The sequence below is a fragment of the Streptomyces sp. NPDC005423 genome, from assembly GCF_040606415.1.
Classification (GTDB): Bacteria; Actinomycetota; Actinomycetes; order Streptomycetales; family Streptomycetaceae; genus Streptomyces.
In genome coordinates this window covers 156009-181343 of record NZ_JBEXET010000008.1, presented here as the reverse complement: position 1 = coordinate 181343, position 25335 = coordinate 156009, and the positions used below count along the sequence as shown (strand labels likewise).

The following is a 25335-nucleotide window of genomic DNA, read 5'->3' as shown; positions in this document are numbered from 1 at the left end:
CAGGACACCGTAAGGATGGAAAGAGTCAACGCGACCAAGGACCAGCGAACGTTCACTTGGCTTGCTCTCCGGACATACCAGCCGCCTGCGCAATTCCGTCTCGTGCGGATCTGCTGATCTCAAGTTTGGGGTCGTAGTACGAGTTCCCGTCCGTGTGACGGGTCTTCTTCCACTCATCCGCAAGTGCCATTAGTTGGCCGTTCCTCTTGCTGTAGGCCTGGACGTTCGTGTCCGCCTGCTGGTCATCCAGCCTCTTCTGCTCGTCCGCGAGCCACCGCTCCGTCACATAGTCGAATCCGACCTGCACATCACTGCTCCCCACGGGCAGATAGCTGATCGCCTTGTCGAACATCGGCTTGGTCGCGAACTCCGCTGTCTTGGGATCGCCCGCGGCCTGCACCCGGGCCTCTTCCAGGAAGCCGACGGTCCGGCCGGCCCGGGTCAGGGAGTCGGTGGTGTGGGAGTGGTCGCGGTGGATGTCCGTGACGATGGAGTGGTTGAGCCCACCGTTCAGCACCCCGTACGCGCCCTCGTCCTTGGATACCTGCTTGACGACCTCGAACAACTGCTCCTGTTTGAGGGGCGAATGGGCGATGTCCACCTCACTCATGGCCGCATGCACCTTGTCCCCGTAATTGACCAGCACATTGGCCATCGGCTTCCGCAGTGAGGGCGGGAAGTCGTCGCCGCTGTCGGCCAGGTGTCCGAACGCCGATCGGAACACCGCCTCGTTCGCCTTGTCGTGGGCGACGAAGTGGGCGTGCCGGTCGGCCGGGTCGATTCCCGTGGCGGCAGCCTGGAGCGCCGCCCCGAACCCCGCCCGGTCGTCCGCGTCGGGGCCGGCCCGGTATTCCGCCGCCTTCGGCCCGTCGTGTTCGTGGAGGACGACGTTCCAGTCGCGGTCCTTCATGAGGTACTTCATGTGGTCGCCGGAGTTGAGGTAATGCGCCGCCGTGTCCGGGCTGTGGCTCATGAGGCCGAGCATTCCGTCCACGGGGTCGTTGGCGAACCAGCCGCCCCGTCGGCCGCCGTACTCCGTCTTCAACCGCCAGATTCCCGGTTCCCGTTTCTCCGTCGTGATCATGTCGTCGGTGAGGTCTTCGAGCATCGCCGGCGCGTACCCGTGCCCCTTCTGCATGAGCGTGACCAACGACTGGTAGCCGAGGGCCTTGTCGAGGTGGAGTCCCTGGGCGTCCGTCGCGTACCGTTCCGCGCCCACCTTCCGCATCCCGGCCCGCCACCGCCGGTACCACGCGGACTTCGTGTCCCTGGTGGCCGTGGCGAGGGCGTCGGCGAGGCCCCTCTCGATCGTGGAGCAGTCGCCGCCCCGGTCACCGGCGGGACCGTGGATCATGTCGTTCAGCTCGTTCGTGAGCCGGATCGTGCCGTCCGCGCCCAGCCCGTCCAGGACCGTCCGTGAGAACACCTCGTCGTCGCTGTTGTCGCGCAGCAGCCGTTCCAGCTCCGACAGTTCCTTGCCCGACAGGTGTTCACCCCGGCCGAGGCGCGCGAGGACGCCCTGCGCGTCTTCGGCCTCGTAGCGTTCGATGTCGCCTGTCGCTCGGCCGTTGAAGCCCCGGCCGCCGGCGATCACGTCGGAGTCGAGCACGACCGCGGCCAGGGCGACCCGGACGCCCGTGTCCGCGTCCGTCACCTCCCGCACCGCCCGGTCGATGCGTTCCTGCCAGTGGTGCGCGTCGTGCGCCGGGGCGCCGGGCGGTCTGGCCGGCTCGGCGCCGGAGTGGGGGTCCGGCGCCGGGGCCGGGCTCACCACCCCCGCCTCGGACACCCGCATCCCGGCCGCCAGCGCCTCCCGCCGTGCCGCCTCCACCCGGCCCCGGCCCTCCACGAACTGCTGGTGGGCGTCGCGGAGCAGCGACGCGACGGCCTTGGCCTCGGTCTGCGCGTACTGGAACTCCCTGAGCGTGATGTCGAACCGCGCGTGCGCGGCGTCCGCGCTCAGCCCCGTCCAGGAGGGGCGCACGGAGACGCCGTACACGTCCCGCCGGTACGCCGTCTCCTGCCGCCCGAACTCGCCCGCCATCCCGTCCCAGCGCTCGGCCGCCGTGGTCAGCGTGGCGAGGTCGGTGCTCATGATCTCGTGGTAGGTCGGCATGCGTCTGGTGACCCCGGCGTCTCAGTACCGGTCCAGCGCGGACGTCCGCCGCAGCGTCGACCCCACCGCCAGGTCCGTGCTCGTGAGTACGGCGTTCCCGCCGCGCAGCGCGTCCTTCTCCGCACCGAGCCGGTCCATCAGGTTCTTCACCTGGTCCGTCCAGGTCCCGTGCGCCTTCTTCAGGGCCGGCGACGTCAGCCAGCCGTCCCCGTCCTTCGGGCCGAACGCCTTCACCGCGGCCCCCGTCTCCTCGTCGGCCCAGCCGCCCGCGTCGCGGGTGTCCGGCTCGATGTGATCCTGGACGGCCCGTGCCGCCGCCCGCTTCTCAGCCGGCGAGGACGCCAGATCCGGGGAAGCCGCTCCGTTGGGTCCCGTCACGGGAGACGCCCGCCCTTCGCCGTACCGCACCTGTCGGATCCCCAGCGGACCCCGTGCCTTCAACCGACGGACCCGGCCGTTCGTCACGGAGTCTTTCCGCGCCGTCGCGTTGACGCGCCCCTCCCCCCGCCGGCCGTGGCGGGGAACAGCAAAGAGGCCCGTACGACCGAAGTCGTACGGGCCTCTTCGAGACCTACCGGTCAGAGACCGGACGGGTCAGTCCGAGATCACTTGTTGATCTTGGTGACCTGGCCGGCGCCCACCGTGCGACCACCCTCACGGATGGCGAACTTCAGGCCCTCCTCCATGGCGACGGGCTGGATGAGCTCCACCTTCATCTCGGTGTTGTCACCCGGCATGACCATCTCGGTGCCCTCGGGGAGGGTCACGACGCCGGTCACGTCCGTCGTACGGAAGTAGAACTGGGGACGGTAGTTGTTGAAGAACGGCGTGTGACGGCCGCCCTCGTCCTTGGACAGGATGTACGCCTGCGCCTCGAACTCCGTGTGCGGGGTGACCGAGCCGGGCTTGATGATGACCTGGCCGCGCTCTACGTCCTCGCGCTTGATGCCACGGAGCAGCAGACCGACGTTCTCACCGGCCTGGCCCTCGTCGAGCAGCTTGCGGAACATCTCGATGCCGGTGACCGTGGTGGTGGTCTTGTCCTGCTTGATGCCGATGATGTCAACGGTCTCGTTGACCTTCAGGACACCACGCTCGATACGGCCGGTGACGACCGTACCGCGACCGGTGATCGTGAAGACGTCCTCGACGGGCATGAGGAACGGCTTGTCGACGTCACGCTCGGGGGTCGGGATGGACTCGTCGACGGCGGCCATCAGGTTCAGGACCGACTGGCCCCACTCCTTGTCGCCCTCGAGCGCCTTGAGCGCCGAGACCTTGACGACCGGCAGGTCGTCGCCCGGGAACTCGTACTCGGAGAGGAGCTCACGGACCTCGAGCTCGACGAGCTCCAGGATCTCCTCGTCGTCCACCATGTCGGCCTTGTTCAGGGCGACAACGATGTAGGGAACGCCGACCTGGCGGGCCAGGAGCACGTGCTCCTTGGTCTGCGGCATCGGGCCGTCGGTGGCGGCGACCACGAGGATGGCGCCGTCCATCTGCGCCGCACCCGTGATCATGTTCTTGATGTAGTCCGCGTGACCGGGGCAGTCGACGTGGGCGTAGTGACGCGTCTCCGTCTGGTACTCGACGTGCGCGATGGAGATCGTGATACCGCGCTGGCGCTCCTCGGGAGCCTTGTCGATCTGGTCGAAGGCCGAGGCCTCGTTCAGGTCGGGGTACGCGTCGTGCAGCACCTTGGTAATGGCGGCCGTGAGGGTCGTCTTACCGTGGTCGATGTGACCGATGGTGCCGATGTTGACGTGCGGCTTAGTCCGCTCGAACTTCGCCTTCGCCACTGGGGCCTCCTGTGTGGTTCTGGTACGCCTTACTCATCGGCGCCAGGTGATCTTTGCTGGGATGCCGCCCGCCGGGGTATTCGCCCGGTTTCCGGGGACGATCTCTCGTCCCTCTGCCGGTCTTCGCACCCCGGCGGTCGGTGTCAAGCCTAAAGCGTGTAAACGGGGTGTGTTACTCGCCCTTGGCCTTCGCGATGATCTCCTCGGCGACGTTCCTGGGAACCTCGGCGTAGGAGTCGAACTGCATCGAGTAGCTTGCGCGACCCGAGGTCTTGCTGCGGAGGTCGCCGACGTAGCCGAACATCTCCGAGAGGGGCACGAGGCCCTTCACGACGCGGGCACCGGCCCGCTCCTCCATGGCCTGGATCTGGCCACGGCGGGAGTTGATGTCGCCGATGACCTCGCCCATGTAGTCCTCGGGCGTGGTGACCTCGACGGCCATCATCGGCTCAAGGAGCACGGGTGACGCCTTGCGGGCGGCCTCCTTGAAGGCCTGCGAGCCGGCGATCTTGAACGCGAGCTCGGAGGAGTCGACCTCGTGGTAGGCACCGTCGAGAAGCGTGACGCGGACGCCCGTCATCTCGTACCCGGCGAGGATGCCGAACTGCATGGCCTCCTGCGCACCGGCGTCGACCGAAGGGATGTACTCCTTCGGGATACGGCCACCGGTCACCTTGTTCACGAACTCGTACGAGGCGTCGCCGCCCTCGATGGGCTCGATCGCGATCTGCACCTTGGCGAACTGACCGGTACCACCGGTCTGCTTCTTGTGGGTGTAGTCCACGCGCTCGACGGCCTTGCGGATCGTCTCGCGGTAGGCGACCTGCGGCTTGCCGACGTTGGCCTCGACCCGGAACTCACGGCGCATACGGTCGACCAGCACCTCAAGGTGCAGCTCGCCCATACCACCGATGATGGTCTGGCCGGTCTCCTCGTCCGAGTGGACCTGGAAGGACGGGTCCTCCTCGGCCAGACGCTGGATCGCGACGCCGAGCTTCTCCTGGTCGCCCTTGGACTTGGGCTCGATGGCGACCTGGATGACCGGGGCCGGGAAGTCCATGGACTCCAGGATCACCGGCTGCTTGTCGTCGCAGAGCGTCTCACCGGTCGTGGTCTGCTTCAGACCCATCACGGCGACGATGTCGCCGGCGCCCACCGACTCGATCTCCTCACGCTTGTTCGCGTGCATACGGTAGATCTTGCCGATGCGCTCCTTCTTGCCCTTGACGGAGTTCAGCACGGCGGTGCCGGACACCAGGCGGCCCGAGTAGACCCGGACGAAGGTGAGCTTGCCCAGGTGCGGGTCGCTCATGATCTTGAACGCGAGGGCGGAGAGCGGCTCGTCGTCGGACGGCTTGCGCTTGACGACCAGCTCCGGGTCCTTGACGTCGTGGCCCTCGATGGCCTCGACGTCCAGGGGGGAGGGAAGGTAGCGCACGACCGCGTCGAGCAGGGGCTGGACGCCCTTGTTCTTGAACGCGGTGCCACAGAACACCGGGGTGACGGTGATGCTGTCGGACTTGCCGGACGCGATGGTGATGCGACGGATCGCGGCGTACAGCTGCTCCACGGAAGGCTCCTGGCCCTCCAGGTACAGCTCCATGATCTCGTCGTCGTTCTCGGCGACGGTCTCGACGAGCTTGCCGCGGTACTCCTCGGCAGCCTCGGTGTGGGTGGCCGGGATGTCGACGACGTCGTACATCTCGCCCTTCTCCGCCTCGGCGGACCACACGAAGGCCTTCATCGTGACCAGGTCGACGACGCCCTTGAAGTCGGCCTCGGCGCCGATCGGGAGCTGCATGACGATCGGCGTCGCGCCCAGGCGGCCGCTGATCATGTCGACGCAACGGTGGAACTCGGCACCGGTCCGGTCGAGCTTGTTGACGAAGCAGATGCGCGGGACGCCGTAGCGGTCCGCCTGACGCCAGACGGTCTCGGACTGGGGCTCGACACCGGCGACGCCGTCGAACACCGTCACGGCGCCGTCGAGCACGCGCAGCGAACGCTCCACCTCGACGGTGAAGTCGACGTGGCCCGGGGTGTCGATGATGTTGATGGTGTGGTCGACGTCCTCAAGCGGCCAGTGACAGGTGGTGGCAGCGGAGGTGATCGTGATGCCACGCTCCTGCTCCTGCTCCATCCAGTCCATGGTGGCGGCGCCGTCGTGGACCTCACCGATCTTGTAGGACACACCGGTGTAGAACAGGATCCGCTCGGTGGTGGTCGTCTTGCCCGCGTCGATGTGGGCCATGATCCCGATGTTGCGGACCTTGGCCAGGTCAAGTGAAGTGGTAGCCATAAGGCTTCGGTCTTCTCTCGGTCTCGATGTGGGGAGCGACTACCAGCGGTAGTGCGCGAAGGCCTTGTTGGACTCGGCCATCTTGTGGGTGTCCTCGCGCTTCTTGACGGCCGCACCGAGGCCGTTCGAAGCGTCCAGAAGCTCGTTGAGCAGACGCTCGGTCATGGTCTTCTCGCGACGGGCGCGGGAGTAACCGACCAGCCAGCGCAGCGCCAGGGTGTTGGCACGACCGGGCTTGACCTCGATCGGCACCTGGTAGGTCGCGCCACCGACTCGGCGGGACTTGACCTCAAGCGTGGGCTTGATGTTCTCCAGCGCGCGCTTCAGCGTGATGACCGGGTCGTTGCTGGTCTTCTCGCGCAGGCCCTCCATGGCGCCGTACACGATGCGCTCGGCGGTGGAGCGCTTGCCGTTCAGCAGCACCTTGTTGATCAGCGACGTGACAAGAGGAGAACCGTAGACCGGGTCGATGATGACCGGGCGCTTCGGGGCAGGGCCCTTACGAGGCATTCTTACTTCTCCTTCTTGGCGCCGTAGCGGCTGCGGGCCTGCTTGCGGTTCTTGACACCCTGGGTGTCGAGCGAACCACGGATGATCTTGTAGCGAACACCGGGCAGGTCCTTCACACGGCCGCCGCGCACGAGCACGATCGAGTGCTCCTGCAGGTTGTGTCCCTCGCCCGGAATGTAAGCGGTGACTTCGATCCCGCTGGTCAGACGCACACGCGCGACCTTACGCAGGGCCGAGTTCGGCTTCTTCGGGGTGGTCGTGAACACACGCGTGCAGACGCCACGACGCTGGGGCGAACCCTCTAGCGCGGGCGTCTTGTTCTTCTCGACCTTGTCCTGCCGGCCTTTCCGGACCAGCTGCTGGATCGTAGGCACTACTTCTCCGGTTTCTGTGTGCCGAATGGTGAAGCTAACCTGGAACGTCGCCGACCCACGCGGTCGGGTGTGTCGAATCACGCAGCATTCCGCGGCGAAGCGGAAGGGGCGCGGATTGCGGTGGCCGGTGACGACCCCCTAGTGCGGTTGAAGGCACGCACGGAGGCCAGGGCACACCCCAGGCACAAGGTCTGAGCGTACCTACCTCATTCGCTGCGGTCAAAACAAATGCGCGGCGCCGACCGAGCGGCACGGCCCGGGACGAAGCCCCGACACCCCCGGCGATCTTCGAATCTACGGCGCGGAGGGCCTCTGCGGGGACCCGGCCGGCCGGTCAGTGGGACGACGCCGCCACCACGACCAGGAAGACCAGCAGCACCGACCAGCCGGCCACCGCGAGCCAGCCGAGGACCAGCCCGGTCAGCGCGAACCCGTCCCCGCCCTCACCGGTCCGCCGGATCTCCCCGCGGGCGGTGTGACCGAGGATCACCGCCGGAAGGCCCGTGGCACCCCCCGTCACGAGCGTCAGGACGCCGCATACCATCGCGCCGATCGCTTTGCTGTTGGTCGGCGCCAGAGGAGCCGGCAGGAAGGTCGGGGGCACCGGCTGGAAGGCCGCCTGCTGCCCCTGGAAGGCCGCGGACTGTGGCACCGGCCCCTGGGGCAGGTCGGCCACCAGCAGGCTCAGCTCGCCCACCGTGCGCGCCTCGTAGGCCCGCGTGATCCGCTTCTCCAGCTCCTCCTGGCGCAGCCGGCCCTCGCCGAAGCCCGCTCTCAGCACATCCACGGCCCGCTCCCGGTCCGCGTGCGAGGCGAGCATCGCCCCCGCCCCGCCCTGATCCTGCCAGGGCCGCCCCTGCCCGGGTCCCTGCCACTGTGTCGGATACGACACGGAACACCTCCCCCGGTGTGCCGGAGACCGAATGCCTTCATCATGCTCCAACGCACCGAAAACCACACCGGTTCCCCGGCAACGCCGAAGGGCGGCCACCCCGTTCGTACGGGGTGGCCGCCCTTCGACCACAGGCTGCTCGCCTACTGGTTGTACGGACCGTAGTCGTAGTCCTCCAGCGGGACGGCCTGGCCGGAGCCGGTGCCGAACGGGGAGTAGTCGATGTCGTCGTAGCCGACGGCCGAGTACATCGCCGCCTTGGCCTCCTCGGTCGGCTCCACCCGGATGTTGCGGTAACGGGACAGACCCGTACCGGCCGGGATGAGCTTGCCGATGATGACGTTCTCCTTGAGGCCGATCAGGGAGTCGGACTTGGCGTTGATCGCCGCGTCCGTCAGCACCCTGGTCGTCTCCTGGAAGGACGCCGCCGACAGCCAGGACTCCGTGGCCAGCGAGGCCTTGGTGATACCCATGAGCTGCGGACGACCGGAGGCCGGGTGACCGCCCTCCTGGACCACACGACGGTTCTCCTGCTCGAAGCGGGAGCGCTCGACCAGCTCGCCGGGCAGCAGCTCGGCGTCGCCGGACTCGATGATCGTCACCCGGCGCAGCATCTGCCGGATGATGATCTCGATGTGCTTGTCGTGGATCGACACACCCTGCGAGTTGTAGACCCGCTGGACCTCGCCGACCAGGTGGACCTGGACGGCACGCTGACCCAGGATGCGCAGCACGTCGTGCGGGTTGGTGGCACCCACGGTGAGCTTCTGGCCCACCTCGACGTGCTCGCCCTCGGACACCAGGAGCCGGGCACGCTTCGAGATCGGGAACGCCGTCTCGTCGCTGCCGTCGTCCGGGGTGACGACGATCTTCTTGGTCTTCTCGGTCTCCTCGATCCGGATGCGGCCCTGGGCCTCGGAGATCGGGGCGACACCCTTCGGCGTACGAGCCTCGAAGAGCTCGACGACACGGGGCAGACCCTGGGTGATGTCGTCACCGGCCACACCACCGGTGTGGAAGGTACGCATCGTCAGCTGGGTACCGGGCTCACCGATGGACTGGGCGGCGATGATGCCGACCGCCTCACCGATGTCGACCAGCTTGCCGGTGGCCAGCGAACGGCCGTAGCACATGGCGCAGGTGCCGACGGCCGACTCGCAGGTCAGGACCGAGCGCGTCTTGACCGTCTCGATGCCGTGCCTGACCAGCTCGTCGATGAGGACGTCGCCGAGGTCGGTGTTGGCCGGGGCCAGCACCTTGCCGTCGACGGTGATGTCCTCGGCCAGCGCACGTGCGTACACGCTGGTCTCGACGTTCTCCGCCTTGCGCAGGACACCGTCCGCGCCGCGCTCCGCGATGTTGAGCTTGAGGCCGCGGTCGGTGCCGCAGTCCTCCTCGCGGATGATGACGTCCTGGGAGACGTCGACGAGACGACGGGTGAGGTAACCCGAGTCGGCGGTACGCAGAGCCGTGTCCGCCAGACCCTTACGGGCACCGTGGGTCGAGATGAAGTACTCCAGCACCGACAGGCCCTCACGGAAGGAGGCCTTGATCGGACGCGGGATCGTCTCGTTCTTGGCGTTCGACACCAGACCGCGCATACCGGCGATCTGACGCATCTGCATCATGTTTCCTCGGGCACCCGAGTCGACCATCATGAAGATGGGGTTCGTCTTCGGGAAGTTCGCGTTCATCGCCTCGGCGACCTCGTTGGTCGCCTTGGTCCAGATCGCGATGAGCTCCTGAGTGCGCTCTTCCTTGGTGATCAGACCGCGCTCGTACTGCTTCTGGACCTTCTCGTCCTGCGCCTCGTAGCCCTTGACGATCTCCTTCTTCGCCTCGGGAACGACGATGTCGGAGATGGCCACGGTGACGCCGGAGCGGGTGCCCCAGTAGAAGCCGGCCGCCTTCAGGTTGTCGAGCGTCGCCGCCACGATGACCTTGGGGTAGCGCTCGGCCAGGTCGTTGACGATCTCGCCGAGCTGCTTCTTGCCCACCGAGTAGTCGACGAACGGGTAGTCCTCGGGCAGCAGCTCGTTGAAGAGCGCGCGGCCCAGGGTCGTACGCAGCCGGAAGGGGTCACCCTGCTGCCACTCGCCCGCGGCGGAGCCGCTGTCGGACGCGGCGCCCTCCTCGCGCACCGGCGGGGTCCAGCCGCGCGGCGGGATGGTGCCCACCGGGAAGCGGATGTCGACCGCCGACTGCAGCGCCAGCTCACCGGCGTCGAACGCCATGATCGCCTCGGCCGTGGAGCCGAAGGACCGGCCCTCGCCCTTGACGTCACGCAGCTCGCCGTCCGTGGTCAGGAAGAACAGACCGAGGACCATGTCCTGGGTCGGCATCGTGACCGGGCGGCCGTCGGCCGGCTTGAGGATGTTGTTCGAGGACAGCATCAGGATGCGGGCCTCGGCCTGCGCCTCCGCGGAGAGCGGCAGGTGGACGGCCATCTGGTCACCGTCGAAGTCCGCGTTGAACGCGGTGCAGACGAGCGGGTGGATCTGGATGGCCTTGCCCTCGACCAGCTGCGGCTCGAAGGCCTGGATGCCGAGGCGGTGCAGCGTGGGCGCACGGTTCAGCAGAACCGGGTGCTCGGCGATGACCTCTTCCAGGACGTCGTAGACGACCGTGCGGCCGCGCTCGACCATCCGCTTGGCGCTCTTGATGTTCTGCGCGTGGTTCAGGTCGACCAGGCGCTTCATCACGAACGGCTTGAAGAGCTCCAGCGCCATGGCCTTCGGCAGACCGCACTGGTGCAGCTTCAGCTGCGGACCGACGACGATCACGGAACGCGCGGAGTAGTCCACACGCTTGCCGAGCAGGTTCTGACGGAAACGACCCTGCTTGCCCTTGAGCATGTCGGAGAGCGACTTCAGCGGACGGTTGCCGGGGCCCGTGACCGGGCGGCCGCGACGGCCGTTGTCGAAGAGCGCGTCGACGGCCTCCTGGAGCATGCGCTTCTCGTTGTTCACGATGATCTCGGGCGCGCCGAGGTCGAGAAGCCGCTTCAGGCGGTTGTTGCGGTTGATGACGCGGCGGTACAGGTCGTTCAGGTCGGAGGTCGCGAAGCGGCCACCGTCCAGCTGCACCATCGGACGCAGGTCCGGGGGGATGACCGGGACGCAGTCCAGCACCATGCCCTTGGGGCTGTTGCTGGTCTGCAGGAACGCGGAGACGACCTTCAGCCGCTTCAGCGCACGGGTCTTCTTCTGGCCCTTGCCGGTACGGATGATCTCGCGGAGGCGCTCGGCCTCCTCCTCCAGGTCGAAGGACTCCAGGCGCTTCTGCAGCGCCGCGGCACCCATCGAACCGTCGAAGTACGTGCCGAAGCGGTCACGCAGCTCGCGGTAGAGGAGCTCGTCCCCCTCCAGGTCCTGGACCTTGAGGTTCTTGAACCGGGTCCAGACCTCGTCCAGGCGGTCGATCTCGCGCTGCGCACGGTCGCGCAGCTGCTTCATCTCGCGCTCGGCACCCTCGCGCACCTTGCGGCGCACGTCGGCCTTGGCGCCCTCGGCCTCCAGCTCGGCCAGGTCGGTCTCGAGCTTCTTGGCACGGGCCTCGAGGTCGGAGTCGCGGCGGTTCTCGACCTGCTGACGCTCCACGGAGACATGCGCCTCCAGGGAGGGCAGGTCGCGGGTGCGGCGCTCCTCGTCGACGAACGTGATCATGTACGCGGCGAAGTAGATGACCTTTTCGAGGTCCTTCGGCGCGAGGTCGAGGAGGTATCCCAGACGCGACGGGACGCCCTTGAAGTACCAGATGTGAGTGACGGGAGCGGCGAGCTCGATGTGGCCCATCCGCTCACGGCGCACCTTGGCGCGAGTGACCTCGACGCCACAGCGCTCACAGATGATGCCCTTGAAGCGGACGCGCTTGTACTTGCCGCAGTAGCACTCCCAGTCCCGGGTCGGACCGAAGATCTTCTCGCAGAAGAGTCCGTCCTTTTCGGGCTTGAGGGTGCGGTAGTTGATGGTCTCGGGCTTCTTGACCTCGCCGTGGCTCCACTGACGGATGTCGTCAGCGGTGGCCAGACCGATCCGGAGCTCATCGAAGAAGTTGACGTCGAGCACTATGCGTCAATCCCTCTCAGGGTTGTAAGTCTTGGGGTCTGATACGGGGGTCCTGGGGCCGGCGGGCCTTGGGCACCGTTTCCACGGGTGGCCAAGGGCCCGCCGAACTCCCGTCAGACCTCTTCGACGCTGCTCGGCTCGCGCCGGGACAGGTCGATGCCGAGCTCCTCCGCTGCGCGGAAGACATCCTCGTCGGTGTCACGCATCTCGATGGACATACCGTCGCTGGACAGCACCTCCACGTTCAGGCAGAGCGACTGCATCTCCTTGATCAGCACCTTGAAGGACTCGGGGATGCCGGGCTCGGGGATGTTCTCGCCCTTGACGATGGCCTCGTAGACCTTCACGCGGCCGGTGACGTCGTCGGACTTGATGGTGAGCAGTTCCTGCAGCGCGTAGGCCGCGCCGTAGGCCTCCAGGGCCCACACCTCCATCTCGCCGAAACGCTGGCCACCGAACTGCGCCTTACCACCCAGCGGCTGCTGGGTGATCATCGAGTACGGGCCGGTCGAACGGGCGTGCAGCTTGTCGTCGACCAGGTGGTGCAGCTTGAGGATGTACATGTAGCCGACCGAGATCGGCTCCGGGAACGGCTCGCCGGAGCGGCCGTCGAACAGCGGCGCCTTGCCGGTCGGGAGCACCATGCGCTCGCCGTCCCGGTTCGGGATCGTGTGCTGGAGCAGGCCGGCGAGCTCGTCCTCGCGCGCACCGTCGAAGACGGGGGTCGCGACGTTCGTGCCCGGGTCGACCCGGTCGGCACCGATGACCTGGAGGCGCTGCGCCCAGTCCTCCGCGAGGCCGGAGACGTCCCAGCCGCGGCTGGCGAGCCAGCCGAGGTGAATCTCCAGGACCTGTCCCGGGTTCATTCGGGACGGGACACCCAGCGGGTTGAGGATGATGTCGACCGGAGTGCCGTCCTCCAGGAACGGCATGTCCTCGATCGGCAGGATCTTCGAGATGACGCCCTTGTTGCCGTGTCGGCCGGCGAGCTTGTCACCGTCGGTGATCTTGCGCTTCTGCGCCACGTACACGCGCACCAGCTGGTTCACACCGGGGGGAAGCTCGTCGCCCTCCTCGCGGTCGAAGACGCGGACGCCGATGACCTTGCCGATCTCACCGTGCGGCACCTTCAGCGAGGTGTCGCGCACCTCGCGCGCCTTCTCACCGAAGATCGCGCGGAGCAGGCGCTCCTCCGGGGTCAGCTCGGTCTCGCCCTTGGGCGTGACCTTGCCGACCAGGATGTCACCGGCGACGACCTCGGCACCGATCCGGATGATGCCGCGCTCGTCGAGGTCGGCGAGGACCTCTTCGGAGACGTTCGGGATGTCCCGGGTGATCTCCTCCGGGCCGAGCTTGGTGTCACGGGCGTCGACCTCGTGCTCCTCGATGTGGATCGAGGAGAGGACGTCGTCCTGCACGAGGCGCTGCGACAGGATGATCGCGTCCTCGTAGTTGTGACCCTCCCACGGCATGAACGCGACCAGCAGGTTCTTGCCGAGCGCCATCTCGCCGTTCTCGGTCGCCGGGCCGTCGGCCAGGACCTGGCCGGCGACGACCCGGGCACCCTCGTCCACGACAACCTTCTGGTTGACGGAGGTGCCCTGGTTGGAGCGGGAGAACTTGTGCAGGCGGTACGTGGTGTACGTGCCGTCGTCGTTGGCGGTGGTGATGTAGTCCGCGGAGACCTCCTGGACCACACCGTCCTTCTCCGACTTCAGGACGTCACCGGCGTCGACCGCGCAGCGGTACTCCATGCCGGTGCCGACCAGCGGCGCCTCGGACTTGATGAGGGGCACGGCCTGACGCATCATGTTCGCGCCCATGAGGGCACGGTTGGCGTCGTCGTGCTCCAGGAACGGGATCATCGCGGTCGCGACCGACACCATCTGGCGCGGGGACACGTCCATGTAGTCGACGTCGTCACCGGGGACGTAGTCGACCTCTCCGCCACGACGGCGGACCAGGACGCGGGACTCCTCGAAGCGGAACGCCTCCGTCAGCGGCGCGTTGGCCTGCGCGATGACGAAGCGGTCCTCTTCGTCGGCCGTCAGGTAGTCGACCTCGTCGGTGACGACACCACCGGTGACCCGGCGGTACGGCGTCTCGACGAAACCGAAGGCGTTGACCCGGCCGTAGGAGGCGAGCGAGCCGATCAGGCCGATGTTCGGGCCTTCCGGGGTCTCGATCGGGCACATGCGGCCGTAGTGCGAGGGGTGCACGTCACGGACCTCGAAGCCGGCCCGCTCGCGGGAGAGACCACCCGGGCCAAGAGCCGACAGGCGGCGCTTGTGGGTGAGACCCGACAGCGGGTTGTTCTGGTCCATGAACTGCGACAGCTGGCTGGTGCCGAAGAACTCCTTGATGGAGGCGACGACCGGCCGGATGTTGATCAGGGTCTGCGGCGTGATCGCCTCGACGTCCTGGGTCGTCATCCGCTCGCGGACGACACGCTCCATACGCGCCAGACCCGTACGGACCTGGTTCTGGATGAGCTCGCCCACGTTGCGCAGACGGCGGTTGCCGAAGTGGTCGATGTCGTCGGTCTCGACAACGATCGAGGTGCCGTTGTCACCAACGGTCTCGGTCTCACCGGCGTGCAGCTTCACCAGGTACTTGATCGACGAGATGATGTCCTCGACGGTCAGGACGCCGGCGTTCAGCGGGGCCTCGCCGCCCAGCTTCTTGTTGACCTTGTAACGGCCGACCTTGGCGAGGTCGTAGCGCTTGGGGTTGAAGTAGAGGTTCTCAAGAAGCGTCTGCGCGGCCTCGCGGGTCGGGGGCTCGCCCGGACGCAGCTTGCGGTAGATGTCGAGCAGCGCGTCGTCCTGGCCCTGGGTGTGGTCCTTCTCCAGGGTGGCGCGCATGGACTCGTACTCGCCGAACTCCTCGAGGATCTGCTCGGTGGTCCACCCGAGCGCCTTGAGCAGGACGGTGACGGACTGCTTGCGCTTGCGGTCGATGCGCACACCGACCATGTCGCGCTTGTCGATCTCCATCTCCAGCCAGGCGCCCCGGGAGGGGATCACCTTGGCCGAGAAGATGTCCTTGTCAGACGTCTTGTCGATGGAGGAGTCGAAGTAGACGCCCGGCGAACGGACCAGCTGCGACACCACGACACGCTCGGTGCCGTTGATGACGAAGGTGCCCTTGTTGGTCATGAGCGGGAAGTCGCCCATGAAGACCGTCTGGGACTTGATCTCGCCGGTCTCGTTGTTGGTGAACTCAGCCGTGACAAAGAGGGGGGCCGCGTACGTGAAGTCGCGGTCCTTGCACTCGTCGATGCTGTTCTTCGGAGGTTCGAAACGGTGGTCGCGGAAGGTCAGCGACATCGACCCGGAGAAGTCCTCGATCGGAGAGATCTCCTCGAAGATCTCCTCCAGACCGGACTTGGTGGGGACGTCCTGACCCGACTCCAGAGCCGCCTCGACCCGACTCTGCCAGGCGGTGTTGCCGAGCAGCCAGTCGAAGCTCTCGGTCTGCAGTGCGAGCAGGTTCGGAACCTCAAGGGGCTCCTTGATTTTTGCAAAAGAGATGCGCAGCGGGGCGGTGCTGGCGCCGTTGTTCGTATTCGCGGTCGAGGCAGTGCGCGAGGCGGCCAAGAGGGGGTCCTTCCGAGGGCTCGGACTCACTACGCGCGTACCGGCCCCTCACAGAGGCACAGCGACACGGGCGTCCCCGACTGGCCGAAAGGCCTGGTCGGAAATGGTCCGGTCATCGATGCTCAAGTGAGGGCGAGCCCCTGGTGACGGGCAGGGGACAGCTTACAGGCAGCGCAAAGGGTCAGTGTAGCCACTCGGCACACTGATGTCCAGTGCGGGTTTTCTGACACCCTCGTTGTTCTCGACACCTGCGCAAGCCCACGCCCTCAATGCACGTTGATACTGCCCTCTTCGTCGCCGATCCATGCCTCGGATCCGGATCGTTGTGACGACGCGTCCTGAGAATTGCGCGCTACGTGCGGTTCGTCAAGGCCTGTCTTGCCGAACCGGGTGCCGGCGTCGTCACGTTGCAGCCTGCCACCAGGGGCACTCAAGGGCACGATGAAGATCACCATACTCCGCGCCCCACCCGGAGCAAGGCCCTCGACGCCCGACCCCCCGAACGCCGAAGAGCGACCACCCGGATGGATGATCGCTCTTCGGTGCGTTCGCGTTACAGCCCCTGTCGAGGGCCGTGGCGGCGCGCTGAGGCCCGTACGAGCCTCAGAAGGTGTTACTTGACCTCGACCGACGCGCCGGCGGCCTTGAGGGACTCGGCAGCCTTCTCGGCGGCCTCCTTGGCGACCTTTTCGACGACGGGCTTCGGGGCGCCGTCCACGAGGTCCTTGGCTTCCTTCAGACCCAGCGAGGTCAGCTCACGCACGACCTTGATGACCTGGATCTTCTTCTCGCCGGCACCGGTGAGGATGACGTCGAACTCGTCCTGCTCCTCCGGGGCGTCCGCGACGGCGGCCGGGCCGGCCGGGGCGGCGGCGACCGCGGCGGCGGCGGTGACGTCGAACTTCTCCTCGAACGCCTTCACGAACTCGGCGAGCTCGATGAGGGTGAGGGTCTCGAACTGCTCGAGCAGCTCTTCCTGGGACAGCTTCGTCGCCATGGGGGCGATCCTTCCACTTAATTCGGCAGGTGCCGGATGTACTTGTCGGCGGGCGTACGTTCGGCCCGCGTCGACCACCGCGTCAGGCGGCGGTCACTGATGCGAGCCGAGTTACTCGGCACCGCCCTGCTCGGCCTGCTCCGCCTGCTTGGCACGAAGCGCCTCCGCGGTGCGGACGAACTTCGAGGGAAGCGCCTTGAGGAGCGAAGCGGTCTGCGACTGCTTGCCCTTGAAGGCACCCGCCAGCTTGGCGAGCAGAACCTCGCGGGACTCAAGGTCCGCAAGCTTCTTGATCTCGTCGGCGGACAGCGCCTTGCCGTCAAGGACACCGCCCTTGATGACGAGGTTGGGGTTGTCCTTGGCGAAGTCACGAAGACCCTTCGCCGACACCACCGGGTCACCGGTGACGAAGGCGACTGCCGTCGGCCCGTTGAACAGGTCGTCGAGCGTGGAGATCCCGGCCTCGTTGGCCGCAATCTTGGTCAGCGTGTTCTTCACCACGGCGTACTGGGCGTTCTCACCGAGCGAACGACGCAGCGTCTTGAGCTGCGCCACGGTGAGACCCCGGTACTCGGTCAGCACGGCAGCGTTCGAGCTGCGGAACTGCTCCGCGAGCTCGGCCACCGCGGCAGCCTTGTCGGGCCTTGCCATAGAGCGTCGGCCTCCTTCCGGGTGATGAGGACCGCTCGGAAGAGTCCGAGGAAAACGAAACGCCCCGGCGCAGGCGCACGGGGCGTAGCTCGACCGGGCGGATTCCGTGGGAACGGAACGTCTCCGGGAGCACATCCACTAACACCTGCGCGGGTCGTCCGCAGTTCAACGGATCCTTCGGTCACCGCGCCCTCTCACGAGCACACGGCAACGACCAGCGGTCTTTGGCTTCTGGAGCAGAGTACGTGAACCCAGCACAGCCAAGCAAATCCGCCCGTACGGCCCTGCTCCGGACGTCAGGAGCTGGTGCCGGAGCCCGTCGCGCCGTCGCCGCTGTCCGGGGTGAGGCCCTGGGCCTTCAGCAGTTGCTTGAAGTCCTCGGTGTCGCTCGCCGGGGGCTTCTGGGCGGAGACCTGCACGCCGTAGTCGCTGTAGTAGGCGGTCTGGGTCATCCGGCCGGCCGACATGTCAGCCTTCTCGACCTTCTTGACCAGCAGGTCCTGGCCGTTGACCCAGATGTCCACGGTCTCGGTGGTGACGCCGGCCTGGGTGAGCTGCTTCCTGAGGGCGGCGAGCTGGCTCGCGGAGAGGCTGGAGCTCCGGGTGGCGAGGTCGGCCACGTCGACATTGCCGGAGTAGTGCGTGGTCCGCTGGCCGCGCACGGTCTCCTGGCCCACCCTCTTGACGTCCCCGGAGGCCAGCAGAAGCTTCACCGACTGGTTGGGCGTGGTGTTCTGCATCTGGTCCTTGAGGTACGCGCCGGAGCTGCCGCCGAGGCCGGCGAGGTCGTCGTACGCGTACCGGATCCAGTGCTTGCCGCCCGCCTGCTCCGCGAACTTGTCGCCCATTTTGGCGTAGTAGGCGTCGGACAGGTAGCGGGCCTCCATCGAGGTGCTGCCGGTCCTGGCCATCGTGTCGGCCATCGTGCCGCCGGTGTAGTCGATGGTGAGGGTGCCGCGGATGCCGTCGCCCCAGCCGAGGTTGCCGTCGGCCGTCATGGACATCAGGGAGCCCAGCACGGTCGTGGACTCGACCTTGGCGGAGTCGGCCTTGTCGGTGGAGCGCTCGGCGGTGCGCAGCGCGGCGATCGGGCTGACCCGGGTCGCGGCCTTGTGGGCCGTCTTGTCGTCGCCGGAGGACCCGTCGGACCCCGAGGAGCCGCACGCGGCCACCGCGGTCAGAGCGGTCGCCGCCGCTATCGAGAAGCCCACCCGGCGCACGGTCCTGCTGTTCATACGTCCCCCTATGCGTTCGCTGTGCCCGAAACGCTAGCGCAGCGCACTGACACTCCCTAGAGGACGAGGACGGGCCCCGCAGCCAGAAGGTTGCGGGGCCCGTTCGTGGGACGCGTACGTCGACGCGGCTACCGGGGTGAGCGGAGGGCTCAGACGGTGGCCGGGTCCTCGGCGACGAGGAGGTTGCGGGTGCGGTTGGGGTCGACCGGAACGCCGGGGCCGATCGTCGTGCTGATCGCGGCCTTCTTGATGTAGCGACCCTTGGCGGCGGACGGCTTCAGACGGAGGATCTCGTCCAGCGCGGCGCCGTAGTTCTCCACCAGCTTGTCGTCGTCGAAGGACGCCTTGCCGATGATGAAGTGCAGGTTCGAGTGCTTGTCGACGCGGAACTCGATCTTGCCGCCCTTGATCTCGTTGACGGCCTTGGCGACGTCCGGGGTCACGGTGCCGGTCTTGGGGTTCGGCATGAGACCACGGGGACCGAGCACTCGGCCGAGGCGGCCGACCTTGCCCATGAGGTCCGGGGTGGCGACGACGGCGTCGAAGTCCAGCCGGCCCTTCGCCACCTCGTCGATGAGTTCGTCGGAGCCGACGATGTCGGCGCCCGCGGCGGTCGCGGCCTCGGCACGGTCACCGGTCGCGAAGACCAGGACCCGGGCGGTCTTACCGGTGCCGTGCGGGAGGTTCACGGTGCCGCGGACCATCTGGTCGGCCTTGCGCGGGTCGACACCCAGACGGAAGGCGACCTCGACGGTGCCGTCGAACTTGGAGGTGGAGGTCTCCTTGGCGAGACGGACGGCCTCGAGCGGGGCGTAGAGCTTCTCCCGGTCGATCTTGGCGTCCGCAGCGCGGAGAGACTTGCTGCGCTTGCTCACTACTGCTCCTGGGGGTTCTGAGGAGGCGTGGTGCGGGCCGAGCAGGCCCTGCCACGGGTGCTTACGGGGGTGGAGGTCAGCCCTCGACTGTGATGCCCATGGAACGGGCGGTGCCGGCGATGATCTTCGCGGCGGCGTCCAGGTCGTTGGCGTTGAGGTCGGGCATCTTGGTGGTGGCGATCTCGCGGACCTGCGCCTGGGTGATCTTGGCGACCTTGGTCTTGTGCGGCTCGCCGGAGCCCTTCTCCACGCCCGCGGCCTTGAGGATCATCTTCGCGGCCGGCGGGGTCTTGGTGATGAAGGTGAAGGAGCGGTCCTCGTAGACCGTGATCTCCACCGGGATGACCCAGCCGCGCTGCGACTCGGTCGCCGCGTTGTAGGCCTTGCAGAACTCCATGATGTTGACGCCGTGCTGACCCAGCGCGGGGCCGACCGGCGGAGCCGGGTTGGCGGCACCGGCCTGGATCTGGAGCTTGATGAGCCCCGTGACCTTCTTCTTCTTGGGAGGCATGCTCTCCGGGTCCTTTCGGTTCGGGTCCGCCCCCACCCAGGTCGCGACCCGGATGAAGGCATACCGCACAACGATAACGGGTATGGCTGTGCGGCCAAAAACCGCGCAGGTCAGACAAGCTGTGTCAGCTCGCCCGACCTGCGCGGAAGCGGTACGTCCAGAAGGTGTTAGTTCTTCTGGATCTGGTCGAAGGAGAGCTCGACCGGGGTCTCGCGGCCGAAGATCTCGACGAGGCCCTTGACCTTCTTCGAGTCGGCGTTGATCTCGTTGATGGTCGCCTGGAGCGTGGCGAACGGGCCGTCGGTGACGGTGACCGAGTCGCCGACCTCGAAGTCCAGCACCTGGACCTCGACCTTGCGCTGCGGAACGGGCTTGCCCTCGGCCTCGGCGGCCTCGCGGGCGGCCTTCTCCTCGGCCTCCGGGGCGAGCATCTTGACGATCTCGTCCAGGGTCAGCGGGTACGGGTCGTAGGCGTTGCCCACGAAGCCGGTGACGCCGGGGGTGTTGCGGACGACGCCCCAGGACTCGTTCGTCAGGTCCATGCGGACCAGGACGTAGCCCGGGAGCTTGTTCTGCTTGATCGTCTTGCGGTCGCCGTTCTTGATCTGGACGACCTCTTCCTGCGGCACCTCGGCCTGGAAGATGTAGTCCTCGACGTTGAGCGAGACGGCACGCTGTTCGAGGTTGGTCTTCACGCGGTTCTCGTAACCCGCGTAGGTGTGGATGACGTACCACTCGCCGGGGAGGGCGCGCAGTTCCTCGCGGAGGGCGACGACGGGGTCCACGGGCTCGGCCGGCTCGGCCTCCTCCTCGACCTCGTCGGTCGCGTCGTCGGCCTCGCCCTCGGCGGACTCGGCGTCCTCGGTCGACTCGGTGACCTCTGCGTCGGCCTCGGTGGTGTCCGCGGCGTCTTCTGCGTCCGCGGAGGCCGCGGCGTCCTCGTCCTCGACGTCCTCGACGCGTACAGCGGCCTCCTCGGCGGGCTCGCCCGCGGCGGCGTCGGCAGCCTCGACCTCGTCCAGGTCCTCGTCCGCGCCCTCGACGATGTCGAGTTCGTCATCCACGGACTCGTCCGGCTCGACGGCCTCGTTCAGGTTCGGGTCAGACACGGTGGCTGCTTCTTCCTGGATACATGGGGGTGGAACACGCGAAAGGGGCGCCGGTCAGGGCGCCCTTCGCTCTCGGCCTCAGCCGAAGACGTACTTCGCGGCGTGATTGAGTCCATAGTCAATCACGGTCACCAGACCGATCATGATGACAACGAAGACGATCACGACCGATGTGTACGTCGTCAGCTCGTTGCGCGTGGGCCAGACGACCTTGCGGAGTTCCGCGACGATCTGGCGGTAGAAGAGGGCGAGCCGCTTCAGCGGGCCCTTCTTGGCGCGCTTGCCGCCCTTGCGGGCCTTCTTGCTGGACTCGGGCACCTCGTCCTGGGCATCAGGCATGTCGATGGAGCCCACGGCGTCCGCCATTCGTCCTCACCTGTTCCCGGGTCGTGGCCGTGCCGCGCCCGGTCTGAGCCGCACGGCGGTGCATTGCTGTACGTACATGCGCACACATCCTGGCGAAGGTGTGTGAAGCAGGGCCGGAGGGACTTGAACCCCCAACCGCTGGTTTTGGAGACCAGTGCTCTACCAATTGAGCTACGACCCTTGGTGGTGTCCCCCAACGTACCGCATCCGCCCGAGTGCTCGGTGTGCACCAAGTGGGCGCGGCTGCTGAAGGCCAACGAGGTGAGAGTGTACGTGTTCCGGGGCCGGTCGTCGAACAGAAAGCGCCCGTAAGGGCGTGGGGGACGGAAGATCACCAGGCCGAGGCGGGATTCCGCACGGTTGTTCCATGCTGTGCCCGGTCCTGTTCAATCTGTGAAACCGGTGTGCCGGGGGTGTTACTGGTCTGAAACGATGACCCCATGAGCGCCTCAACCCCTCCCACCGAGCGCCGGGTCTCCGCCCGAGTCGGCGCGATCTCCGAGTCCGCCACCCTCGCCGTGGACGCAAAGGCCAAGGCCCTCAAGGCCGCCGGGCGTCCGGTGATCGGCTTCGGCGCGGGTGAACCCGACTTCCCGACGCCGGACTACATCGTCCAGGCCGCGATCGACGCCTGCTCGAACCCGAAGTACCACCGCTACACGCCGGCCGGCGGTCTGCCCGAACTGAAGGCCGCGATCGCCGCGAAGACCCTGCGCGACTCCGGCTACGAGGTGGAGGCGGCGCAGGTCCTGGTCACCAACGGCGGTAAGCAGGCGATCTACGAGGCCTTCGCCGCGATCCTCGACCCGGGCGACGAGGTCATCGTCCCCGCGCCGTACTGGACGACGTACCCGGAGTCGATCCGGCTGGCGGGCGGTGTCCCGGTCGACGTGGTGGCGGACGAGACGACCGGCTACCGCGTCACCGTCGAGCAGCTGGAGGCGGCGCGCACCGAGAACACGAAGGTCCTCCTCTTCGTCTCCCCCTCGAACCCGACGGGCGCGGTCTACACCCGCGAGCAGATCGAGGAGATCGGCCGCTGGGCCGTCGAGAAGGGCCTGTGGGTCCTGACCGACGAGATCTACGAGCACCTCGTCTACGGGGACGCCGAGTTCCACTCGCTGCCCGTGGTCGTGCCGGAGCTGCGCGACAAGTGCATCGTCGTCAACGGCGTGGCGAAGACGTACGCCATGACGGGCTGGCGGGTGGGCTGGGTCATCGGCCCGAAGGACGTGGTCAAGGCGGCGACGAACCTCCAGTCGCACGCCACGTCGAACGTCTCCAACGTGGCCCAGGTCGCCGCGCTGGCGGCCGTCTCCGGCGACCTCACGGCGGTGGCCGAGATGCGCGAGGCCTTCGACCGCCGTCGCAGGACCATCGTGCGGATGCTCAACGAGATCGACGGCGTGCTCTGCCCCGAGCCGGAGGGCGCGTTCTACGCCTACCCGTCGGTGAAGCCCCTCCTCGGCAAGGAGATCCGCGGCCGGCGCCCCCGGGACACCGTCGAGCTGGCCGCGCTGATCCTGGAGGAGGCCGAGGTCGCCGTCGTCCCCGGTGAGGCGTTCGGCACACCCGGTTATCTGCGGCTGTCGTACGCCCTGGGTGACGAGGACCTCGTCGAGGGCGTGAGCCGGATCCAGAAGCTGCTGGCCGAGGCCACGGACTGACCGTACGCACGGTGAGCTGATGCGGCGGGTCGTCTCCCCGGGGAGGCGGCCCGCCGCTTCGCGCGAGCGTGACCATGGGGGAAAGTGGTACCGGGAGGGCCGGAAGGTGCGGCAGGATTCCCGGATGGAGCGTGTACGTGATGTCTCTGAGCTGCCGAAAGCCCATCTGCACCTGCACTTCACCGGGTCGATGCGGCCCACCACCGTGCTGGAGCTCGCCGACAAGTACGGCGTACGACTGCCCGACGCCCTCTCCGAGGCGCTGACCAGCGGGGAACCGCCGAAGCTACGGGCGACGGACGAGCGCGGCTGGTTCCGCTTCCAGCGCCTCTACGACGCGGCGCGGTCGTGTCTGCGGCAGCCGGAGGACATTCAGCGGCTGGTGCGGGAGGCCGCGGAGGAGGACGTCAGGGACGGTTCGGGGTGGCTGGAGATCCAGGTGGACCCGACGTCGTACGCGCCGCGTCTGGGCGGGCTGATCCCGGCGCTGGAGGTCATCCTCGACGCGGTGGACACCACGGCCCGGGAGACGGGGCTCGGGATGCGGGTGCTGGTCGCCGCGAACCGGATGAAGCACCCCCTGGACGCGCGGACGCTGGCGCGGCTGGCGGTGCGGTACGCGGACCGGGGCGTGGTCGGTTTCGGTCTCTCGAACGATGAACGCCGGGGCATGGCAAGGGACTTCGACCGGGCCTTCGCGATCGCCCAGGAGGGCGGGCTGCTGTCGGCCCCGCACGGCGGCGAGCTGGCCGGCCCGTCCTCGGTGCGGGACTGCCTGGACGATCTGCACGCGACCCGGATCGGCCACGGCGTCCGCGCGGCGGAGGACCCGCGGCTGCTGAAGCGGCTCGCCGACCGGGGCATCACCTGCGAGGTGTGCCCCGCCTCGAACGTGGCCCTGGGGGTGTACGAGAAGCCGGAGGACGTGCCGCTGCGGACCCTCTTCGCGTCGGGTGTCCCGCTGGCCCTGGGCGCCGACGACCCGCTGCTGTTCGGCTCCCGGCTGGCGGCCCAGTACGAGATCGCCCGCCGGTACCACGGCTTCACCGACGCCGAACTGGCCGAGCTGGCCCGCCAGTCGGTCCGGGGTTCGGCGGCCCCGGAGGACGTACGGCGCAAGCTGCTGTCCGGGATCGACGACTGGCTCAACGCGCCGGTCGTCTGACGCGGGCGGCCCCTGTCAGAGGCTGACGCCGACCGTCACCGGTTCGTTGACGAGGGTGATGCCGAAGGTGTCGTGGACCCCGGCGACGATCTCGCGGGCGAGGGCGAGCAGGTCCTCGGTGGTCGCCTCTCCCCGGTTGGTGAGGGCGAGGGTGTGCTTGGTGGAGATACGGGCGGGGCCGGTGCCGTAGCCCTTGGTGAAGCCCGCCTTGTCGATGAGCCAGGCCGCCGAGGTCTTGGTGTGGCCCTCCCCCGCCGGGTACGCGGGCGGTTCGGTGCCCGGGCCGAGCCGCTGGCCCACGCGCGCGTGGAACGCGGCGAACTGTTCGTCGGTGAGGATCGGATTGGTGAAGAAGGAGCCGGCCGACCAGGTGTCGTGGTCCTCCGGGTCGAGGACCATTCCCTTGCCGGCGCGCAGCGCGAGGACGGTCTCGCGGGCCTTCGCGAGCGGCACGCGCTCACCGGGCCCGACCCCGAGGACGCGGGCCGTCTCCGCGTACCTCACCGGCGCCGAGAGTCCGTCCGCGTCCTCCAGCCCGAAGCCGACCCGCAGCACCACGTAGCGCTCGGGGTCGGCCTTGAAGCGACTGTGGCGGTACGAGAAGGCGCACTCCTCGTTGGTGAGGGTGACCGTCTCGCGGGTCCTGCGGTCGTACGCGGTGACGTCGGTGATCGTGGCGGAGACCTCCTGGCCGTACGCCCCGACGTTCTGGATCGGGGTCGCGCCGGCCGAGCCGGGGATCCCGGCGAGGCACTCGACGCCAGCGAGACCGGCCTCCACGGTGCGGGCGACCGCGTCGGTCCACACCTCGCCGGCCGCCAGCTCCAGCCGGGTGCCGTCGAGCGTGCAGCCGCGGGTGGCGATGCGCAGGGCGGTGCCCTCGAAGCCCTTGTCACCGATGACCAGGTTCGATCCGCCGCCGATGAGCAGCAGCGGGGTACCGGTGTCGTCGGCCGCGCGGACGGCGTCGATCACCTCGGCGTCGGTGGTCGCGGTGATGAGCCGGGTCGCGGGGCCGCCCAGCCGGAAGGTGGTCAGCGGGGCGAGGGGGGCGTCGTGGAGTTCCTGCACGCGCCCAAGACTACGAGACGGCACTGACAGTC

20 protein-coding genes and 1 tRNA gene are annotated in these 25335 nt (G+C 67.7%); 2 read left to right on the top strand and 19 right to left on the bottom strand.

What is annotated here, in order from left to right:
• Positions 1-52: 52 nt before the first annotated feature.
• The 18 genes from ABZT12_RS12815 to ABZT12_RS12730 all read right to left on the bottom strand — a co-directional run bounded on the left by ABZT12_RS12815 (position 53) and on the right by ABZT12_RS12730 (position 21581).
• Positions 53-2095: a hypothetical protein gene (locus tag ABZT12_RS12815; protein WP_356381837.1), complete on the bottom strand. Its 2043-nt coding sequence runs from the start codon at positions 2093-2095 to the stop codon at positions 53-55.
• Positions 2096-2137: 42 nt separating this feature from the next.
• On the bottom strand, positions 2138-2494 hold the full coding sequence (locus ABZT12_RS12810) for a hypothetical protein (RefSeq protein WP_356381834.1): 357 nt from the start codon (positions 2492-2494) through the stop codon (positions 2138-2140).
• Between the two features lie 227 nt (positions 2495-2721).
• Positions 2722-3915 carry an elongation factor Tu gene (tuf, locus tag ABZT12_RS12805; RefSeq protein WP_356381831.1) on the bottom strand — a complete coding sequence of 398 codons (1194 nt, stop codon included), beginning with the start codon at positions 3913-3915 and terminating at the stop codon, positions 2722-2724.
• Between the two features lie 172 nt (positions 3916-4087).
• Entirely contained in the window at positions 4088-6214 is a 2127-nt protein-coding gene (fusA, locus tag ABZT12_RS12800) for an elongation factor G (protein WP_356381828.1), read from the bottom strand.
• Positions 6215-6253: 39 nt separating this feature from the next.
• Positions 6254-6724 carry a 30S ribosomal protein S7 gene (gene rpsG, locus ABZT12_RS12795; RefSeq protein WP_005481264.1) on the bottom strand — a complete coding sequence of 157 codons (471 nt, stop codon included), beginning with the start codon at positions 6722-6724 and terminating at the stop codon, positions 6254-6256.
• A 2-nt stretch (positions 6725-6726) separates the two neighbouring features.
• The gene (rpsL, locus tag ABZT12_RS12790) at positions 6727-7098 is read right to left on the bottom strand and encodes a 30S ribosomal protein S12 (protein ID WP_003948652.1); all 372 of its coding nucleotides are present in this window, start codon (positions 7096-7098) and stop codon (positions 6727-6729) included.
• A gap of 334 nt (positions 7099-7432) precedes the next feature.
• The gene (locus ABZT12_RS12785) at positions 7433-7990 is read right to left on the bottom strand and encodes a DUF1707 and DUF4190 domain-containing protein (RefSeq protein WP_356381825.1); all 558 of its coding nucleotides are present in this window, start codon (positions 7988-7990) and stop codon (positions 7433-7435) included.
• 143 nt (positions 7991-8133) lie between these two features.
• The gene (locus ABZT12_RS12780) at positions 8134-12057 is read right to left on the bottom strand and encodes a DNA-directed RNA polymerase subunit beta' (protein WP_356381822.1); all 3924 of its coding nucleotides are present in this window, start codon (positions 12055-12057) and stop codon (positions 8134-8136) included.
• Positions 12058-12170: 113 nt separating this feature from the next.
• Positions 12171-15656 (bottom strand): DNA-directed RNA polymerase subunit beta, encoded by a 3486-nt coding sequence (gene rpoB / locus ABZT12_RS12775; protein ID WP_356381819.1) that lies wholly within the window; start codon positions 15654-15656, stop codon positions 12171-12173.
• Between the two features lie 266 nt (positions 15657-15922).
• Positions 15923-16111 carry a hypothetical protein gene (locus ABZT12_RS12770; protein WP_356381816.1) on the bottom strand — a complete coding sequence of 63 codons (189 nt, stop codon included), beginning with the start codon at positions 16109-16111 and terminating at the stop codon, positions 15923-15925.
• Positions 16112-16269: 158 nt separating this feature from the next.
• Positions 16270-16653, bottom strand: coding sequence for a 50S ribosomal protein L7/L12 (gene rplL / locus ABZT12_RS12765; RefSeq protein ID WP_356381813.1), 384 nt, complete (start codon positions 16651-16653; stop codon positions 16270-16272).
• 111 nt (positions 16654-16764) lie between these two features.
• Positions 16765-17304 carry a 50S ribosomal protein L10 gene (rplJ, locus tag ABZT12_RS12760; protein WP_356381810.1) on the bottom strand — a complete coding sequence of 180 codons (540 nt, stop codon included), beginning with the start codon at positions 17302-17304 and terminating at the stop codon, positions 16765-16767.
• A 296-nt stretch (positions 17305-17600) separates the two neighbouring features.
• Entirely contained in the window at positions 17601-18539 is a 939-nt protein-coding gene (locus tag ABZT12_RS12755) for a hypothetical protein (protein ID WP_356381807.1), read from the bottom strand.
• Positions 18540-18688: 149 nt separating this feature from the next.
• Entirely contained in the window at positions 18689-19414 is a 726-nt protein-coding gene (gene rplA, locus ABZT12_RS12750) for a 50S ribosomal protein L1 (protein ID WP_356381804.1), read from the bottom strand.
• Positions 19415-19490: 76 nt separating this feature from the next.
• Positions 19491-19925: a 50S ribosomal protein L11 gene (gene rplK / locus ABZT12_RS12745; protein ID WP_095748118.1), complete on the bottom strand. Its 435-nt coding sequence runs from the start codon at positions 19923-19925 to the stop codon at positions 19491-19493.
• A gap of 167 nt (positions 19926-20092) precedes the next feature.
• Positions 20093-21034 (bottom strand): transcription termination/antitermination protein NusG, encoded by a 942-nt coding sequence (nusG, locus tag ABZT12_RS12740; RefSeq protein WP_356381800.1) that lies wholly within the window; start codon positions 21032-21034, stop codon positions 20093-20095.
• Positions 21035-21112: 78 nt separating this feature from the next.
• A complete protein-coding gene (gene secE, locus ABZT12_RS12735; RefSeq protein ID WP_356381797.1) occupies positions 21113-21400 on the bottom strand; it encodes a preprotein translocase subunit SecE in 288 nt (95 codons plus the stop codon).
• A gap of 108 nt (positions 21401-21508) precedes the next feature.
• Positions 21509-21581: transfer RNA gene (locus ABZT12_RS12730), tRNA-Trp, on the bottom strand.
• A 259-nt stretch (positions 21582-21840) separates the two neighbouring features.
• Between ABZT12_RS12730 and ABZT12_RS12725 the strand changes: the two genes are divergently transcribed.
• Together ABZT12_RS12725 and ABZT12_RS12720 are read left to right on the top strand one after the other, a co-directional pair.
• A complete protein-coding gene (locus tag ABZT12_RS12725) occupies positions 21841-23067 on the top strand; it encodes a pyridoxal phosphate-dependent aminotransferase (protein WP_356381794.1) in 1227 nt (408 codons plus the stop codon).
• 124 nt (positions 23068-23191) lie between these two features.
• Positions 23192-24232 (top strand): adenosine deaminase, encoded by a 1041-nt coding sequence (locus ABZT12_RS12720; RefSeq protein ID WP_356381791.1) that lies wholly within the window; start codon positions 23192-23194, stop codon positions 24230-24232.
• Positions 24233-24247: 15 nt separating this feature from the next.
• On the opposite strand, the gene ABZT12_RS12715 is transcribed toward ABZT12_RS12720, so the two are convergent.
• Complete coding sequence (locus tag ABZT12_RS12715; protein WP_356381788.1) at positions 24248-25303, bottom strand: UDP-N-acetylmuramate dehydrogenase; 1056 nt, start codon at positions 25301-25303, stop codon at positions 24248-24250.
• Positions 25304-25335: the final 32 nt, after the last annotated feature.

Bases quoted from the DNA above. Each gene is read 5' to 3' on its own strand.
- ABZT12_RS12815 (WP_356381837.1), bottom strand. From the start codon at position 2,095: ATGAGCACCGACCTCGCCACGCTGACCACGGCGGCCGAGCGCTGGGAC.
- fusA (WP_356381828.1), bottom strand. From the start codon at position 6,214: ATGGCTACCACTTCACTTGACCTGGCCAAGGTCCGCAACATCGGGATC.
- rpsG (WP_005481264.1), bottom strand. From the start codon at position 6,724: ATGCCTCGTAAGGGCCCTGCCCCGAAGCGCCCGGTCATCATCGACCCG.
- ABZT12_RS12770 (WP_356381816.1), bottom strand. From the start codon at position 16,111: ATGGTGATCTTCATCGTGCCCTTGAGTGCCCCTGGTGGCAGGCTGCAA.
- rplL (WP_356381813.1), bottom strand. From the start codon at position 16,653: ATGGCGACGAAGCTGTCCCAGGAAGAGCTGCTCGAGCAGTTCGAGACC.
- rplJ (WP_356381810.1), bottom strand. From the start codon at position 17,304: ATGGCAAGGCCCGACAAGGCTGCCGCGGTGGCCGAGCTCGCGGAGCAG.
- ABZT12_RS12755 (WP_356381807.1), bottom strand. From the start codon at position 18,539: ATGAACAGCAGGACCGTGCGCCGGGTGGGCTTCTCGATAGCGGCGGCG.
- rplK (WP_095748118.1), bottom strand. From the start codon at position 19,925: ATGCCTCCCAAGAAGAAGAAGGTCACGGGGCTCATCAAGCTCCAGATC.
- secE (WP_356381797.1), bottom strand. From the start codon at position 21,400: ATGGCGGACGCCGTGGGCTCCATCGACATGCCTGATGCCCAGGACGAG.
- ABZT12_RS12725 (WP_356381794.1), top strand. From the start codon at position 21,841: ATGAGCGCCTCAACCCCTCCCACCGAGCGCCGGGTCTCCGCCCGAGTC.
- ABZT12_RS12720 (WP_356381791.1), top strand. From the start codon at position 23,192: ATGGAGCGTGTACGTGATGTCTCTGAGCTGCCGAAAGCCCATCTGCAC.